Annotated in this window: 13 protein-coding genes; 9 read left to right on the top strand and 4 right to left on the bottom strand. The window is 49.0% G+C overall.

Annotation, left to right across the window (positions count from 1 at the left end; translation table 11 throughout):
• Positions 1 to 20: 20 nt before the first annotated feature.
• From ACO0LE_RS11050 to ACO0LE_RS11020, 7 genes are all read left to right on the top strand, one after another.
• Positions 21 to 503 carry a dihydrofolate reductase gene (locus ACO0LE_RS11050; protein WP_422960410.1) on the top strand — a complete coding sequence of 161 codons (483 nt, stop codon included), beginning with the start codon at positions 21 to 23 and terminating at the stop codon, positions 501 to 503.
• Between the two features lie 89 nt (positions 504 to 592).
• Positions 593 to 1,162 carry a DUF4337 domain-containing protein gene (locus ACO0LE_RS11045; protein WP_422960409.1) on the top strand — a complete coding sequence of 190 codons (570 nt, stop codon included), beginning with the start codon at positions 593 to 595 and terminating at the stop codon, positions 1,160 to 1,162.
• A 21-nt stretch (positions 1,163 to 1,183) separates the two neighbouring features.
• Positions 1,184 to 1,972 (top strand): MipA/OmpV family protein, encoded by a 789-nt coding sequence (locus ACO0LE_RS11040; RefSeq protein WP_422960408.1) that lies wholly within the window; start codon positions 1,184 to 1,186, stop codon positions 1,970 to 1,972.
• A 226-nt stretch (positions 1,973 to 2,198) separates the two neighbouring features.
• Positions 2,199 to 4,469, top strand: a complete 2,271-nt coding sequence (locus ACO0LE_RS11035; protein ID WP_422960407.1) for an Orn/Lys/Arg decarboxylase N-terminal domain-containing protein — start codon at positions 2,199 to 2,201, stop codon at positions 4,467 to 4,469.
• A 182-nt stretch (positions 4,470 to 4,651) separates the two neighbouring features.
• On the top strand, positions 4,652 to 5,575 hold the full coding sequence (locus ACO0LE_RS11030) for a flagellar brake protein (protein WP_422960406.1): 924 nt from the start codon (positions 4,652 to 4,654) through the stop codon (positions 5,573 to 5,575).
• A gap of 218 nt (positions 5,576 to 5,793) precedes the next feature.
• Complete coding sequence (locus ACO0LE_RS11025) at positions 5,794 to 7,512, top strand: DUF1800 domain-containing protein (RefSeq protein ID WP_422960405.1); 1,719 nt, start codon at positions 5,794 to 5,796, stop codon at positions 7,510 to 7,512.
• Positions 7,513 to 7,525: 13 nt separating this feature from the next.
• Positions 7,526 to 8,971, top strand: coding sequence for a DUF1501 domain-containing protein (locus ACO0LE_RS11020; protein WP_422960404.1), 1,446 nt, complete (start codon positions 7,526 to 7,528; stop codon positions 8,969 to 8,971).
• A 54-nt stretch (positions 8,972 to 9,025) separates the two neighbouring features.
• Here the strand turns inward: ACO0LE_RS11020 and ACO0LE_RS11015 are convergent, their stop codons facing one another.
• On the bottom strand, positions 9,026 to 9,958 hold the full coding sequence (locus ACO0LE_RS11015) for a glutaminase (RefSeq protein WP_422960403.1): 933 nt from the start codon (positions 9,956 to 9,958) through the stop codon (positions 9,026 to 9,028).
• A gap of 192 nt (positions 9,959 to 10,150) precedes the next feature.
• On the opposite strand from ACO0LE_RS11015, the gene ACO0LE_RS11010 reads away from it, so the two are divergent.
• Both ACO0LE_RS11010 and ACO0LE_RS11005 read left to right on the top strand, forming a co-directional pair.
• Positions 10,151 to 10,864 carry a hypothetical protein gene (locus ACO0LE_RS11010; RefSeq protein ID WP_422960402.1) on the top strand — a complete coding sequence of 238 codons (714 nt, stop codon included), beginning with the start codon at positions 10,151 to 10,153 and terminating at the stop codon, positions 10,862 to 10,864.
• Between the two features lie 47 nt (positions 10,865 to 10,911).
• Positions 10,912 to 11,610: a substrate-binding periplasmic protein gene (locus ACO0LE_RS11005; RefSeq protein WP_422960401.1), complete on the top strand. Its 699-nt coding sequence runs from the start codon at positions 10,912 to 10,914 to the stop codon at positions 11,608 to 11,610.
• A 66-nt stretch (positions 11,611 to 11,676) separates the two neighbouring features.
• Here the strand turns inward: ACO0LE_RS11005 and dcd are convergent, their stop codons facing one another.
• The 3 genes from dcd to ACO0LE_RS10990 form a co-directional block, all read right to left on the bottom strand.
• Positions 11,677 to 12,243, bottom strand: coding sequence for a dCTP deaminase (gene dcd, locus ACO0LE_RS11000; protein WP_422960400.1), 567 nt, complete (start codon positions 12,241 to 12,243; stop codon positions 11,677 to 11,679).
• A gap of 147 nt (positions 12,244 to 12,390) precedes the next feature.
• A complete protein-coding gene (locus ACO0LE_RS10995; protein WP_422960399.1) occupies positions 12,391 to 13,410 on the bottom strand; it encodes an XdhC family protein in 1,020 nt (339 codons plus the stop codon).
• A gap of 169 nt (positions 13,411 to 13,579) precedes the next feature.
• Positions 13,580 to 15,718: a molybdopterin cofactor-binding domain-containing protein gene (locus ACO0LE_RS10990; RefSeq protein ID WP_422960398.1), complete on the bottom strand. Its 2,139-nt coding sequence runs from the start codon at positions 15,716 to 15,718 to the stop codon at positions 13,580 to 13,582.
• Positions 15,719 to 15,722 lie beyond the last annotated feature (4 nt).

Here is a 15,722-nt window from a genome sequence, read left to right as displayed (position 1 = left end):
ACTCAGTTCATTTCATCACTATGTCATCGTTCACCATTATCGTAGCGACGGATCGCCAGAATGGCATCGGCATCAATAACGCCCTACCCTGGCATTTGCCTGAAGATCTTGCCCATTTCAAACGTACCACCAGTGGTCACCCTATCGTAATGGGGCGCAAGACCTTTGAATCGATCGGCAGACCTTTACCAAACCGGCGCAATATTGTGATTACCCGCAATCCTGACTGGCAGCATGACGGCGTCGAATCCGTAGCATCATTGGCAGCGGCACAGGCATTGGTGGCGGGACAATCTGCATTTATTATCGGTGGAGCGGAAATTTACCAACAGGCGCTCCCCCTGGCAAGTTGCCTGATCGTGACGGAAATACAACAAATTTTTGATTGCGATGCTTTTTTTCCGGCAATCAATCGCGCAGAATGGAAAGAAGTGGCGAGAGAAGAATTCGTGTCAGAAAAGAATCAGTTAGCTTATGCTTTTGTTACTTATCAGCGCCAGTAGTTCGTCCTGTTAATTAACTTAAGCAATTCATATCCATAAGCAACAGCAATAAACAACGTCAATAACAATTACAAACAGGAATCACCATTATGTCTAGTGAAGGTTTTCACGTACACGGCCCCCATGATCATGAGCTTGAGCATGCAGCCCACGGTAACGATGATTTCGCCAGCAAAATCGCGGTTATGACCGCCATTATGGCAACTGTCGGTGCCTTGTTTGGCTACCAAGGCGGCGCCACGCAAAACGATGCGGCGATGTTCAAAAACGAAGCGGCCATCAAGAAGACTGAGGCAGCTAATCAATGGAATTTTTACCAGGCTAAATCGAGTAAGCAAAACTTAGCCGAATTAGCGATGATCTTGCCCGGTGCTGATGTAGAAAAATACAAGGCAAAGGTCGCGAGATACGAGACCGAAAAAGAAACCATCAAGGTCAATGCAGAAAAATTAGAGGCAGAATCTCAGGAATGGGATCACAAATCTGAGGGTGCCTTGCATCAGCATCATCGTTGGGCGCAAGCAATGACCGGCGTACAAATTGCCATTTCACTGGCAGCAATTACCTTGCTGACCAAAAAGAAATGGTTACAATTTGCCTCATATGGCGTTGCTGGAGTAGGTGTAGTATTGGCAGTGCTGGCCTGGTTACATATCTAAGCGATTGATTCAGGGCATAACATGAAAAAACTCCTACCCTTGCTACTCATCTGTGCCAGCTTTGCGGCTCATGCACAGACCTCAGAGTACGCACAACTGGTTCCTAGTCCTTATTTGCCGAAAGATGTGAATTTTTCGCTAGGTGCGGCTGCTTTTTCTGCCGCCCGCTATACCGGCTCGGATGAGCGCCGGCTTGCTGCTTATCCTTTACTCGATGCACAATGGAGAAACGGTGCTTTTGCCAGTACGATTTCTGGTATTGGCTACAATTTCTCAAAAGATCCCAGCCTGCAATACGGCCTCAGAATGACAGTCGAAGCGGCGCGCGATGAATCCCGCTCAGACCGCCTGCATGGACTTGGGGATGTAGCAACTGCGATTGAGCCAGGTGCCTTCCTGAACTACATCGTTAATCAGAACTATTCACTCACCTCGTCTATCCGTTACGGCTCCGGTATCGACCACAACGGGCTACAACTTAGTCTTGGCGGGAGAGCAACGACGTCTTTGAATACGCAACATCGTTTATCTGCGAGCTTTGGTGCAAACTGGGCGAACACCTCCTTTGCACAATCCTATTTTGGCGTGAATGCAACACAATCGGCGGCGAGTGGATACAATCAATACACGCCAACAGCAGGTCTGACAGACGTCAAGGTCGGCGCAAGCTGGAACTGGAGTATCGATTCAAACTGGTCACTGACCACAGGCGCTTCGGTTAAATACCTGACCGGTGATGCTGCCAAGAGCCCATTTGTGTTTCAAAAAACACCCGTTACCATTTTTTCAGCAGCAAGTTACCGCTTCTGACGTGGTTCCAAGCTGACCATACGAGTCCTCAATATGACGCGTGGATGAATTTTTCTTCCAACGTCTACAATTGGGGATTTTTTTTCACATCTTCGCCCCCATATCTGAGAAAATTCGCTCTTTGAATTTTTCGGCGCGCAAGCGGTTGATCTAAGTCGGCAATTTGTTTTATCTCCGGCTTCACTTGCCCAGGCGTCTCCCTCGTAACAAGCTCTCTGGAGACCTCATGAAATTCCGCTTCCCCATCGTCATCATTGACGAAGATTTCCGTTCTGAAAACACCTCTGGCCTCGGCATCCGCGCACTTGCTGATGCGATGGAAAAAGAAGGCATGGAAGTGCTGGGCGTCACCAGCTACGGCGACCTATCACAGTTCGCCCAGCAACAATCGCGCGCCTCCGCATTTATCTTGTCCATCGACGATGAAGAGTTTGGTGGCGGCTCGACAGAAGAAACCGATTACGCACTAAAATCTCTGCGCGCCTTCGTCGAAGAAATCCGTTACAAAAACGCCGACATCCCTATTTATCTGTACGGTGAAACACGCACCTCGCGCCACATCCCAAATGACATCCTGCGCGAATTGCATGGCTTCATTCATATGTTTGAAGACACGCCAGAATTCGTCGCCCGCCACATCATCCGCGAGGCAAAGTCTTATCTGGATGGCTTGGCGCCACCGTTTTTCCGCGCGCTGGTGCATTATGCCAATGACGGCTCTTACTCATGGCATTGCCCGGGTCATTCAGGCGGCGTCGCCTTCCTGAAGTCACCTATCGGACAAATGTTTCACCAGTTTTTTGGCGAAAACATGTTGCGTGCCGACGTTTGCAATGCGGTAGAAGAGCTCGGCCAGTTACTTGACCACACCGGGCCGGTGGCTGCCTCAGAGCGCAACGCTGCACGTATTTTTAATGCCGATCACTGCTACTTCGTGACAAATGGCACGTCCACTTCAAACAAAATGGTGTGGCACTCCACGGTGGCGCCAGGCGACATCGTCGTAGTTGACCGAAATTGCCACAAATCGATTTTGCATTCCATCATCATGTGCGGTGCAATCCCGGTTTTCCTGATGCCAACCCGCAATCATCTGGGCATCATCGGACCAATTCCGCTGGAAGAATTTTCCATGGAAAGTATCCGTAAAAAGATCGAAGCTAATCCGTTTGCACGTGAAGCCAAGAATAAAAAACCGCGTATTCTGACGATCACACAATCGACCTATGACGGCGTGCTATATAACGTCGAGACCCTAAAAGAACTGCTGGATGGTGAAATCGACACCCTGCATTTCGATGAAGCGTGGCTGCCGCATGCGACTTTCCATGATTTCTACAAAGATATGCATGCGATTGGCAAAGAACGGCCTCGTGCCAAAAAGTCGATGATTTTTTCCACTCAATCGACACACAAATTGCTGGCTGGCATTTCACAAGCCTCACAAATTCTTGTACGCGAATCAGAGACCGTCAAACTGGACAGAGATAGCTTCAATGAGGCTTATCTGATGCATACCTCGACTTCCCCGCAATATTCGATTATTGCATCCTGCGATATCGCTGCAGCGATGATGGAAGCACCGGGCGGTACCGCATTGGTTGAAGAATCTATCCTGGAAGCGCTTGATTTCCGCCGTGCTATGCGCAAGGTCGATCAGGAATGGGGGCAAGACTGGTGGTTCCAGGTGTGGGGGCCAGACGCGCTTTCAGAAGATGGCATAGGCTCACGTGACGACTGGATGATCCATGCAGAAGATGACTGGCATGGCTTTGGCAAGCTCGCTCCTGGCTTCAACATGCTGGATCCGATTAAAGCAACCATTGTCACCCCGGGGCTTTCGCTAGAAGGCAAATTCGGGGAATCCGGGATTCCCGCATCAATCGTCACGAAATATCTGGCAGAACACGGAGTTATCGTTGAGAAATGTGGCCTGTATTCTTTCTTCATCATGTTTACGATCGGCATTACTAAAGGTCGTTGGAACACGCTGCTGACTGCGCTGCAACAGTTCAAGGACGACTACGACAAGAATCAGCCAATGTGGCGCATCCTCCCTGAATTTGCAACGGCCAATCCGATCTACGAAGGACTGGGACTGCGTGATTTATGCCAAAGCATCCATGAGGCCTACAAATCCCATGACGTAGCGCGATTGACGACAGAAATGTATCTGTCAGACATGCAACCCGCAATGAAGCCATCGGATGCATTCGCGAAAATGGCGCATAAAGAGATTGAACGGGTAGCGATTGAAGAGTTGGAAGGCCGTGTAACAGCAATCCTTCTGACACCTTATCCGCCAGGTATTCCGTTGCTGATTCCAGGTGAGCGCTTCAATAAAACCATCGTTGATTACCTGCGCTTTGTACGTGATTTCAACGAAAAATTCCCTGGCTTCGAGACGGACTGTCACGGCCTGGTCAAAGCGGAAGTAAATGGTAAACGAGGTTACTTTGTCGACTGTGTGCAACTCGGTGCGGAGCTGGCAATATAACGGGAGATTAAACTTGTGCGATTATTTCTGTGATTGACAGTACATGGCAAGAATGAAAACAAGAAAGCACTTGTGTGTACAAGTGCTTTTTTTATACATGCCTGTCACGCCTATGCTGTCATTAGACTACTAATTTCAGGATACAATGAAATCCGATTCTATATAAGCGTCAAAGTTGATACATGAACGAATTGTCCTCGCTAACTCCCATCAATCAAGCTGAAATCAAAATTGGTCAGGCAGTCCCGTGGACAGTTTACGATGCCTGGGGAAACTTATTGCTGGAATCCGGCACCACCGTATCAAACGAGGCACAACTCAATGATTTGTTAGAAAACGGATATTGTTCAGATACCATTTGGACTGACGTTGAAAAAAAAACCGCTGCTTCGGTGACGACTTCGGTAAATAGCAAATCCGGAACAGCACCTGAAAAAACCGTATCCGAACTCAATAAAGAAGCAATGATCGAGCTCGACAGTGTACGTTGGCATGTAGGCGAAATTTTTTATCTTCAAGTGCATGACAATGCCAATTTACGCTATACCGTTCGCCTTGTTGGCTTCGTCAAAAACAAATCGGTTCTGGTCACCGCCCCTATGATCGACGGAAAAGGCGCTCTCATCAGAGACGGTCAAACATTTATCGTCCGAGCATTCCCCGGTAAAAGAGCGTACGCCTTTACTGCATCGGCTATCAAATCTGTTTTTAGTCCGCATGCCTACTTACACTTAACGTATCCCAAACAAGTACGCTCCACTACAATTCGCCAGAATTCGAGGGCCACCGTAAAAATCATCGCGGCAGTGTCCATTGGTGACCCAGAGCAAACAGCCGCAGCTACGCTAGGTGATCTGAGCATGGGCGGCACCTCTGGCGTTATTAAGAAACCACTTGGAAAAAAGAACGATCTCGGCATAATAAAGTTTAAAGTTAACGCAGCCGGCAACGACGAGTTCTTGGTGCTAAAAGTCATATTACGCTCTGTCAGCCCAACTGAAACAGGCGATGAGTACCGCCATGGATTTGAGTTCATTGACGTACCGACTCAGGCGAAATTAATCCTGTCGGCATTTGTTCATCAGACGCTTGCGGAGTCCGAGTAAGCCACGCACTAGTTTCCTTATCAGCTACACGCTACATCGCTTACCCTTTGTTACATTTCGCAAGTTTGATTACACAATCTCACACCATTTAGAGAAGCTAGCTGAGCGTGTCGTGGTACTTTGTCGAATTCAAAAAGATAGTCACTCCGGCTCCTCTCCGGAACGATAACTGTCTGCTATTGCAGTTGCATCCTCAAAATAAAATACGGAGAAGTAAGATGCAAAAAGGTTTAACCAAATTAATTACAACTAGCGTCTTGACAGCCATGTTGTGTTCTTGTGGTGGAGGAAGCTCTAGTGGGAGTATCGGGAGTGGCACATCGGGAGGGAGTAATCCGACGCCTACGCCAGTTCCAGCAGCACCGCCTACGGCAACGCAGGCAGCGCGCTTCCTTGGACAGGCAACATTCGGTGTGACCACGCCGGATATTAACAATGTCGTAGCTAATGGTTATAGTGGTTGGATTGACGCCCAATTCGCAGTTCCTCAAAAACTGCATCGTAATTATATGGATAGCATCAGCGCTACCCTACCAGCAAATACGACACTCAATCAAAATCAGTTTTTCGAATCCTTTTGGCAACAGGCGGTAACAGGTGATGACCAGTTACGCCAACGAGTCACCTATGCTTTATCGCAAATTTATGTTGTATCGTTTCAAGATAGTACTGTCAGTAATTTCCCCCGAGGAGTCGCATCCTACTACGATACCTTAGCTAGTAACGCATTTGGAAACTTCCGCAACCTGCTTGAAGCTGTTTCGCTCCATCCAATGATGGGTATCTACCTGACTTCTTTGCGAAATCAAAAAGAATCCGGTACACGAGTGCCCGATGAAAACTATGCACGTGAAGTCATGCAATTACTGACGATCGGCTTAGTACAACTTAATCAGGACGGCTCACCCAAAATTAGCAATGGCAAAGCGATAGAATCCTATACCAGCGCCGACATAACGGGAATGGCGAAAGTATTTACGGGCTGGAGTTGGGCAGGTGCCGATAAAACGGATACCAGATTCTTCGGCGGCACTCCTGATCCAGACCGTGATTGGAAGCCAATGCAGAGCTATCCGAAATTTCACTCAACATCAGACAAAAATTTTTTAGGTGTGACTATTCCGGCACAAACTGCAGCAAACCCGGAAGCAAGCCTGAAAATCGCTTTGGATAGACTGTATAACCACGAAAATACCGGCCCATTTATCGGAAAACAACTAATACAGCGGCTAGTAACCAGTAATCCAAGCCCGGCTTACGTCAGCCGTGTCGCAGCAGCTTTTGCCAATAATGGACAAGGTGTGCGTGGCGATATGAAAGCCGTCATTAAAGCCGTTTTGTTAGATACAGAGGCGCGAACCGACCTTGACGGCAACAATATTATTGCTGGAAAATTGCGCGAGCCTGTCGTTCGTCTTGCAAATTGGATGCGCTCATTTGGAGCTAAATCAGCATCTACCAGATTTTTGATGAGCAACCTCGATGATCCGCTTAGCGCATTAGGGCAAACTCCGATGCGCTCCCCTTCCGTGTTTAATTTCTATCGTCCAGGCTACGTTCCGCCAAATACCAGCATCGCCGCGTTGAGTCTGGTCGCACCAGAGTTTCAAATCACGGGTGAAACATCAGTTGTCGGTTACCTGAATTTTATGCGTGACGTTATCCCAAATGGCACGGGAAGCTCCCGCGACGTCAAGGCTGATTACACAAACCTGGTCGCCCTGGCAGACACGCCTGACAAATTACTGGATCAAATCAGCCTGCTACTCACTGCAAATCAGATGAGCGCTACGCTACGTAATCAGATACTGACTGCAGTAAATTCGGTTGCAATACCGACCAACAGCACGACTAATGCCGATGCAGCCAGAAAAAATCGTGTCTATCTCAGTATCTTCCTGACGATGGCATCACCAGAATACCTGACGCAAAAATAATCCGGAGAATAAGATGACTTCTAAAATTAATGCGTCACGCCGCGAGTTTCTGCGTATGTCCTCAGCTCTGTCAGTCGTGGGTGCCGCTGGTGCGCCTTTTGCGCTGAATCTGGCAACCATGGCGTCAGCAGCCGCACAAACTGTACCGAACGACTACAAGGCATTGGTCTGCCTGTTTATGTTTGGTGCGAATGATCATGCGAATACCGTGTTAGCAACCGACAGTACATCCTGGTCACAATATTTGTCGGTACGCACGACGAACGAAGCTGGTTCAATTGCTTTGCCCGCCGTCGGTACAGCTGGCGGTGTTCTTCCTATTACGCCAAATTCGACGCAGGCGGGACGTACGTTTGCTTTGCATCCAAGCATGACTGAGTTAAAAAGCTTGTTCGACAACGGTCGTGCGGCGGTTATCAGTAACGTCGGACCTCTGGTCGTCCCAACGACACTCGCCCAATACAAAGCTGCCAGTGTGCCGCTTCCACCTAAACTATTCTCTCACAACGATCAGCAATCACTCTGGCAAGCCTATGCACCCGAAGGCGCCGCTTATGGCTGGGGTGGCCGCATGGGTGATTTGATGGCTGCCAACAACAGCAATCCGATTTTTACATCGATTTCTGCTTCGGGTAATGCAGTATTTCTGGCAGGCAGAACCGTCAATCAATATCAGGTCAACGCTTCCGGAGCAGTGCCAATCGGGGGCCTCAGCGGTGCCTTATTCGGGTCCAGTGCCGGTGCCAATCCTTTAAAAGCAATCATCACCGCAGATGCGCCTCATTTACTTCACAAAGAACACGCAGTTGTCACCAGTCGCTCCATTAATGCACAAAGTTTGCTTAGCCCATCGATGGCAGCAGCTGGTGGTACCGGCGTTCCCAATCCAACTCAGTACACGAACCCCAACACTGGTGCACTCGCGACCAACTCATTAGCAGTTCAATTGCAAACTGTCGCGCGGATTATTGCGGGACGCAGTGCATTAGGCGCGAAACGCCAAGTGTTTTTTGTCAGTATGGGCGGCTTCGATACACACGATTTCCAGCGGACCTCACAAGCGGATTTGCTAGCAAAAGTGTCGCATGCAATTGCCTATTTCGATGGTGTTATGGGGAACCTGCAAGGTGCTGACGTACGTAACTCAGTCACCCTGTTTACCGCATCCGACTTTGGTCGTACCTTCACGAGTAACGGCGACGGTACCGATCATGGATGGGGCTCTCACCATTTTATTGTCGGTGGGGCTGTAAAAGGTAAAAACATCTATGGCACCTTCCCTGTCACCGGCCTCAAACATGACCAGGACGTAGGTTCCGGTAGTTTGTTACCCCAATTCTCAGTAGATCAATATGGTGCGACGCTGGCAAATTGGTTTGGTCTTAGCACAACACAAATCAACGATGTATTCCCCAATATTACAAACTTCACCAATCGTAATCTAGGATTCATGGCCTGAAATTCATAAGCCAAAATTCGTCAGCAAAATCTTAAGTACAGGTATGAATTTTTACTAAAAAATTGAACGTGCTGTCAGGGTCGTAAAACGTTCCAATGCATAGGTACCAGCCAGCGAATTACCGGTCGGATCTAAGCCGGGGGACCAGACTGCGACAGCGAGTTCTCCCGGTACCAGCGCCAGAATGCCACCGCCAACACCACTCTTGGCCGGTAAGCCAACCCGGTATGCAAAATCACCAGCGGCGTCATAAGTACCGCAAGTCAGCATCAAGGCATTCAGACGTTTCGCCGAACTCGCATCAAGGATCTGCTGACCGCTCCAGGGAATCGTTCCATGCTGCGCCAAAAAACTTCCTGCTTTAGCCAACTCCGTACATGTCATCGTGATGGAACATTGACGGCAATAACTATCGATCACCGTCTTCACCGGATTATGCAGATTACCAAAGTCTTTCATCAGATGCGCAATCGCATAATTTCTATGCGCAGTCTCGCGCTCTGACTGAGCGACCGTCACATCAAAATCGATTTCCAGCTGATCTGCAATCAAACGTGCAAACTGCAAAATCGCAATATCTGACTGAACAAAACGACTGGATAAAATATCGTTGATCACCAACGCACCAGCGTTGATAAAGGGGTTGCGCGGCTTGCCACGCTCGTATTCGAGCTGCACCAGAGAATTAAACGGACTACCGGATGGTTCACGGCCAACACGAGTCCAGATCGTATCGCCCTCTCGAGAGAAAGCCAGCGCCAGCGCAAATAACTTCGTCACACTCTGCAATGAAAATTTCACTCCAGCAGTACCAATCGAAAACTGACGCCCGTCAAGACAATACACCGCCATTCCGAACTGCTGAGGTGAGACTTTGGATAATTGCGGAATATAACTCGCAACTTTGCCTTGCGATAACAGTGGCTGCACTTCGTGATAAATCGTGCTCAGAATATCTTGATAATCAGGTGAATGAATGACGGGCATAGCTTCTCAAATCTGGAACGGGCACACAGATTAGCATAGGAGCAAGAGCCTGTTAAGAATCACTCAGTTCGTGAACCAATTGCCACAGTTCTGACAGCCTAAGAAATAAAGAAGGCGGGCAATGCAAGAATGCGCATCACAAGCGTTTCTCTAAATGGTAAAGTAAAGCATTAGCGTATCGACTTACCTCCAATGAACTACAGTCCGTCACTCCATCGTTCCTCACTAGCATGGGCCTTATTTGCGGCACTTACGTCAGGCTCACTGATATCGGTGCAGGCGCAGACAATGTACCGGTGCGGCAGCGTCTTTCAGGACAAGCCTTGTGAAAGCGGACAGCAAAAAGTCATTGGTACCATTAAAACGTCCGGTCCATCAGACAAACCGGCATTGGACCTGAGCTGCACCCGTCGCGGTGAAGAGGCAAAAAAAATCATCTGGATGCGTGAGGGTGGCGCACTACAAGATGAATTAATGGCAAAAGCCAGTACCAGTGAGCGCCGCAAACTGATCGCAGATGTGTATGCCATCCGTGGCAATTCCGGCGACGTCAGAAGCGCCATTGAAAATGACTGCATGGCTGAAAAAGTGCGGGCACAGCAATTTGGCACCAGAATTGATGAAGATATACCAGGTCAGGCACGCGCTGCCACCCAGCGGGCAACCACAAACACAGAGCAGGACAAGCCAATTAGCAATGCAAACGACACAACAAATACAACGAATGCTGTGGCACGCAAACGCATGCAATGTGATCTTCTCAAAAACCAGTTAGCAACTGCCCGACTCGATCAAAAATCCGGCGGTAACGCTGGCACCATGGATACTCTCAGCCAACAGCGTCGCAATACCGAGAACGAATTAAAATCATTAGGCTGTGACTCCTCACAGCGATCGCTTCAGTAGGTCTGTTCCTGATGAGACAGTGTCGACAATTCACCGGTCTGCGATTCATGCTCATCATAACGATCTTGTTTGCACGTTTGCTCAACGCGGACGCAGCGGAACTGATCGTCATGCAAAAGGAGGAACTCCAGCAAAAATCTTCCTCTGCACCATCGCCTTTGCGCTTTCAAGCCGCGCTAGGTCAAGCCCTGGCAGAACAAATGAATCGTAAGGTCAGATATCTCGATTTGCCACGCAAACGTTTTGCTGAGGCGCTAGAGGTAGGCGAAGGCGATATTCTATGCGGCTATTTACCAGATTGGCTGCCAGGCGCCTTTGACTGGAGCAAACCCTTCCTGCCAGTAACAGAAATTGTGGTCACGGCAAAACGGGCAAAGAAACCCGCGAGCATACTTGAACTCAAAGGGCAAAGAATTGGCACCTTAATCGGCTTTGTTTATCCTGATCTGGAAAAAGCTTTGGGTGAAAACTTTATACGTGATGATGCACCATCGATAGAATCCTCTATGCGTAAATTAGCGACAGGTCGCTTCGACCACGTAGCCACTACGGCAGCGGGTCTGCATTCACAGACCATGCAAAAGGATTTTTCGCTGCCATTGCATGCACCGTTAACCATCAAAGAATTCAAAACACAATGTGCCATTTCAAAGAATGGCAATGTGAAGGCAGACGAGGTAAATAAAGCAATAGACACCATTCTCAAGAATGGCAAATTGACAGATTTAATTCAGCACTATCACTGAAAAACAAAGTATAAAAACCGAAAAACATGCCAGCACAATTGCTGACTACTGGCATGTTTATTTAGATCAGGCCTTAGGCAAGGTAACGCCGTGCTGCCCCTGATATTTACCGCCGCGATCCTTATAGGATGTTTCGCAAATCTCATCACTCTCAAAGAACAAGACCTGAGCACAACCTTCGCCTGCGTAAATCTTTGCTGGCAAGGGCGTCGTATTAGAGAATTCCAGCGTCACGTAGCCTTCCCATTCAGGCTCAAACGGCGTCACGTTCACAATGATGCCGCAACGGGCATAAGTCGACTTACCCAAACAAATCGTCAGCACACTGCGAGGAATACGGAAGTACTCCATGGTTCTGGCCAGCGCAAATGAATTTGGCGGAATGATGCAAACATCCCCTTTAAAATCCACAAAGGATTTTTCGTCAAAATTCTTAGGGTCAACAATTGTGCTGTTGATATTTGTAAAAATCTTAAACTCATCCGCACACCGAATATCGTAACCATATGAAGAGGTGCCATAGCTGACGATTTTCTCTTCACCTCGAGTACGAACCTGACCCGGCTCGAAAGGCTCGATCATGGCGTGCTCTTTCGCCATGCGGCGTATCCATTTATCTGATTTGATACTCATATTCTCTACCTTAGTGAAAGGTTTCTTCTTTGCTGAATCAGCAGAAGAGCCTTTGTTTGATTTTGGGTGAGATTTTACGCGAATTTGTTATGAAAATTCGATTTTTAACAGTACCGTGGATGTCAACAAGCCGTGAAGCTAAGGTAATTACACTCCACAAGCAGGCGCCGTTGTCATCTGAGATGCAACTTCTTTCGCATGTTCCACCTGAACCTCAACTGGCAGATGAATATTATTTTTTACCGCAGTCAGCTCGGCAAGGATAGAGATTGCTATTTCCGCGGGGGTTTTGCTGCCTATATATAGACCGATCGGTCCGTGTAGTTTTGCCAGCTCTGCGTCTGTTACGTCAAATTCTTTCAGCCGTTCGCGGCGTTTAGCGTTATTGGATCTGGATCCGATGGCACCGACATAAAACGCGTCTGACTTCAGTGCTTCCATTAAGGCGAGGTCGTCCAGTTTGGGATCATGGGTCAGCGCAACGACCGCGCTGCGGCTATCTAATTGCATTTCGATGACCAGATCATCCGGCATCGCATGAACAACTTGCACGCCATCGACTTGCCAACCTGTCCGGTATTCCTCGCGAGGATCACAAACCGTCACGTGGTAATCCATCCCTACGGCGATGCTGGCCAGAAAGCGCGACAATTGTCCTGCGCCAATGATGAGCAGGCGCCAGCGCGGACCATGTATGGTCGTAAGTGCAGTGGCGGAAACCTGCAAGCTCATACCAGAACTGGCCTGATCAAGCCGGACTTCTCCTGTTTGCAAATCGAGCCGGCGCGCAACGAGCTGATGCGCACTCAGGCGCTCCAATAACTCCGTAATCCGGCTTTGTGGGGATAAAGGCTCTAAAGCGAGCTGGATGGTTCCACCACAAGGCAGACCAAAACGGTGTGCCTCATCAGCGGTGATGCCATAAGTGACTATGTCAGGCAAGGTTCTTTGTATGCCTTCGTTTCTGACCCGCTCGATCAAATCGTCCTCAATACAACCGCCCGAGACTGATCCGACTACCTGTCCGTCTTCGCAGATGGCAAGCATTGCGCCTTCAGGGCGCGGGCTGGAGCCCCAGGTTTTAATCACTGTCACCAGCTGGCATTTCAGCCCTGCTTGTGTCCAGCGATCGCATGCTTTGAGGACTTCTAAATCGATGCTATCCATAATTACTCAAGCAGATACCGCAGTATTGATGCGGCTTTCAGACCAAAAAGGCGCTGTAAGCCGCATCAATACTACGTGGTTAAAGTTGGAAACTTCTAAAAATTCCAAATACGAAGTGGTCAGAAAAAACGCTCCCTGGAGTTTTACAGAGAGCGTTTTTACGACATCATCATGCCTTAGCGATTTTCTCCGGGGTCAGAGGCAAACTGCGCAAACGCTTGCCGGTCGCGGCGAATAAAGCGTTTGCTACGGCAGGTCCGATGAGTGCCGTTGCCGGCTCACCGATGCCGCCAGGTTTTTCGGTACTCTGAACCAGCGTGACATTGATCTTTGGCATTTCATTCATGCGCAAGACCGGATAGTTGTGAAAATTAGTTTGCTGAACCCGGCCATCAATCAGCGTAATATCACCATACAAAGCCGCAGTGAGACCAAACGCAATACTTGATTGAATCTGTGCCTCGACCGTATCCGGATTAACCATATGGCCAAGATCGGCAACAACAGTGACTTTATGCACTTTGATCTCGTTCGCTTTATTGACTGAGATCTCAGCAATTTGTGCCATATAGGTATCGTAGCCTTCCATCAGCGCGATGCCATGCTTGTGTCCGGCAGGCAAAGGTTTGCCCCAACCTGCCTTGGTAGCAGCCTGCTTCAGCACATTCGCGAAACGTGGCTGCTTATCGAGCAAGGACATGCGATAGCTGTATGGATCCTTACCGGCAGCCTTGGCCATCTCATCGACAAAACTCTCGTTCGGGAAAGCATTCAATGCATGACTTACCGAGCGCCAGTAGCCAACACGCAAACCCGCATCATGGATAAACATATCTTGCGTCATGTTCGGGATGTCATACGGTACGACAGAGGCTTCCGCCATGAAAGGGTCCAGCGTATCTTTCGGCAAACCAAAAGCGCGCTGCGTTACTGATTGCGACGTCAGTTCAAACTTCAGTCCAACCGGCTTACCACTCGCGTCCAGACCAGCTGATAAACGGTTTAAAGCCATAGGACGATAAAAATCATGGGTCGTATCATCTTCGCGAGTCCACAATAATTTGACCGGCTTGCCGACGGCTTTCGAAATTTGCGCTGCCTGCACGATAAAATCCAGCTCCAGACGACGACCAAAGCCGCCGCCAAGGAAAGTAGTTTTTAGCGTGATGTCCTCAGGCTTGATCGCCAGTGCAGCAGCCACGGCGCCTTGCGCACCTTGCTGGAATTGTGTCGGCCCGATCAGCAAACATTTACCATCTTTAAAATCCGCCGTAAAGTTCATCGGCTCCAGCGTGGCATGTGCGAGCAACGGTGAGCCGTATTCAGCCTGTACCATTTTTGCCGCACCTTTGATCGCAGCATCAACATCACCACCGGTCTTCTTGATATTGATTTTTTTACCGGTCGCCGCTGCCGCACGAATGCCGTCCATCATATTGGCATTATTGATTTTAGCGACGCTACCTTCATCCCATTGCACGACTAAAGTTTCACGTGCTTTTTTGGCTCGCCAGTAGCTGTTTGCAACCACCGCGACACCATCGGGAATTTGTACAACATCGATCACGCCAGGCATACTGCGTGCCTTGGTCGCATCAACACTTTTTACCGTGCCGCCAATCACCGGACATTGCTCTAGTGACGCATACACCATTCCTGGCAAGGTCACATCAATACCGTATTGGGTTTTGCCATTGACTTTGTTCGGTGTATCAAGACGTTTGGTCGCTTTGCCGATGATCTTAAAGTCTTTAGGATCTCTCAGAACGACATCCTTAGGCACCGGTAATTTAGAGGCGGCAGCGGCTAATTCACCGTAGCTGGCTTGCTTGCCATCCGGCCCCTTGACGATCCCGTTGGCGGTCGTCAATTTACTGGCATCGACACCCCATTTTTGGGCTGCCGCAGATACCAGCATCATGCGGACCTGAGCACCACCAATACGCAGTTTTTCCCAAGCATCACGAACGGAAGTCGAGCCGCCGGTGATCTGTGCGCCTAGCAATGCATTCACATACACCGCTTCTGGCGGAGCAATATCGACCTTGATTTTTTTCAGGTCAACGTCCAACTCTTCTGCGATCAGCATTGGCATGGATGTATAGACACCCTGCCCCATTTCAGATCGCGCAGAGATCAACGTAATCGTATTGTCGTCAGCAATATGTACCCAGGCATTTGGCGTGTACACCGTACCGGCGGCCTGAGCTTCACTCACGCCCACTGCGGCAGGTAAGCTGATTCCCATCATCAGTCCACCACCAGCCAGCACCGAAGTTTTAAGGAAATCGCGTCTTGTCGTTGTCATGGCG

It is taken from the genome of Undibacterium sp. Xuan67W (genome assembly GCF_049340165.1).
Classification (GTDB): Bacteria; Pseudomonadota; Gammaproteobacteria; order Burkholderiales; family Burkholderiaceae_D; genus Undibacterium.
Note: the sequence above shows the minus strand (reverse complement) of the source record. Positions and strands in the feature narration are given on the sequence as shown.

Coding starts and splice junctions, on each gene's coding strand:
- ACO0LE_RS11010 (WP_422960402.1), top strand. CDS start 10,151: ATGAACTACAGTCCGTCACTCCATCGTTCCTCACTAGCATGGGCCTTA.
- ACO0LE_RS10995 (WP_422960399.1), bottom strand. CDS start 13,410: ATGGATAGCATCGATTTAGAAGTCCTCAAAGCATGCGATCGCTGGACA.
- ACO0LE_RS11005 (WP_422960401.1), top strand. CDS start 10,912: ATGCTCATCATAACGATCTTGTTTGCACGTTTGCTCAACGCGGACGCA.
- ACO0LE_RS11045 (WP_422960409.1), top strand. CDS start 593: ATGTCTAGTGAAGGTTTTCACGTACACGGCCCCCATGATCATGAGCTT.
- ACO0LE_RS11015 (WP_422960403.1), bottom strand. CDS start 9,958: ATGCCCGTCATTCATTCACCTGATTATCAAGATATTCTGAGCACGATT.
- ACO0LE_RS11050 (WP_422960410.1), top strand. CDS start 21: ATGTCATCGTTCACCATTATCGTAGCGACGGATCGCCAGAATGGCATC.
- ACO0LE_RS11040 (WP_422960408.1), top strand. CDS start 1,184: ATGAAAAAACTCCTACCCTTGCTACTCATCTGTGCCAGCTTTGCGGCT.
- ACO0LE_RS11020 (WP_422960404.1), top strand. CDS start 7,526: ATGACTTCTAAAATTAATGCGTCACGCCGCGAGTTTCTGCGTATGTCC.
- dcd (WP_422960400.1), bottom strand. CDS start 12,243: ATGAGTATCAAATCAGATAAATGGATACGCCGCATGGCGAAAGAGCAC.
- ACO0LE_RS11030 (WP_422960406.1), top strand. CDS start 4,652: ATGAACGAATTGTCCTCGCTAACTCCCATCAATCAAGCTGAAATCAAA.
- ACO0LE_RS11025 (WP_422960405.1), top strand. CDS start 5,794: ATGCAAAAAGGTTTAACCAAATTAATTACAACTAGCGTCTTGACAGCC.
- ACO0LE_RS10990 (WP_422960398.1), bottom strand. CDS start 15,718: ATGACAACGACAAGACGCGATTTCCTTAAAACTTCGGTGCTGGCTGGT.
- ACO0LE_RS11035 (WP_422960407.1), top strand. CDS start 2,199: ATGAAATTCCGCTTCCCCATCGTCATCATTGACGAAGATTTCCGTTCT.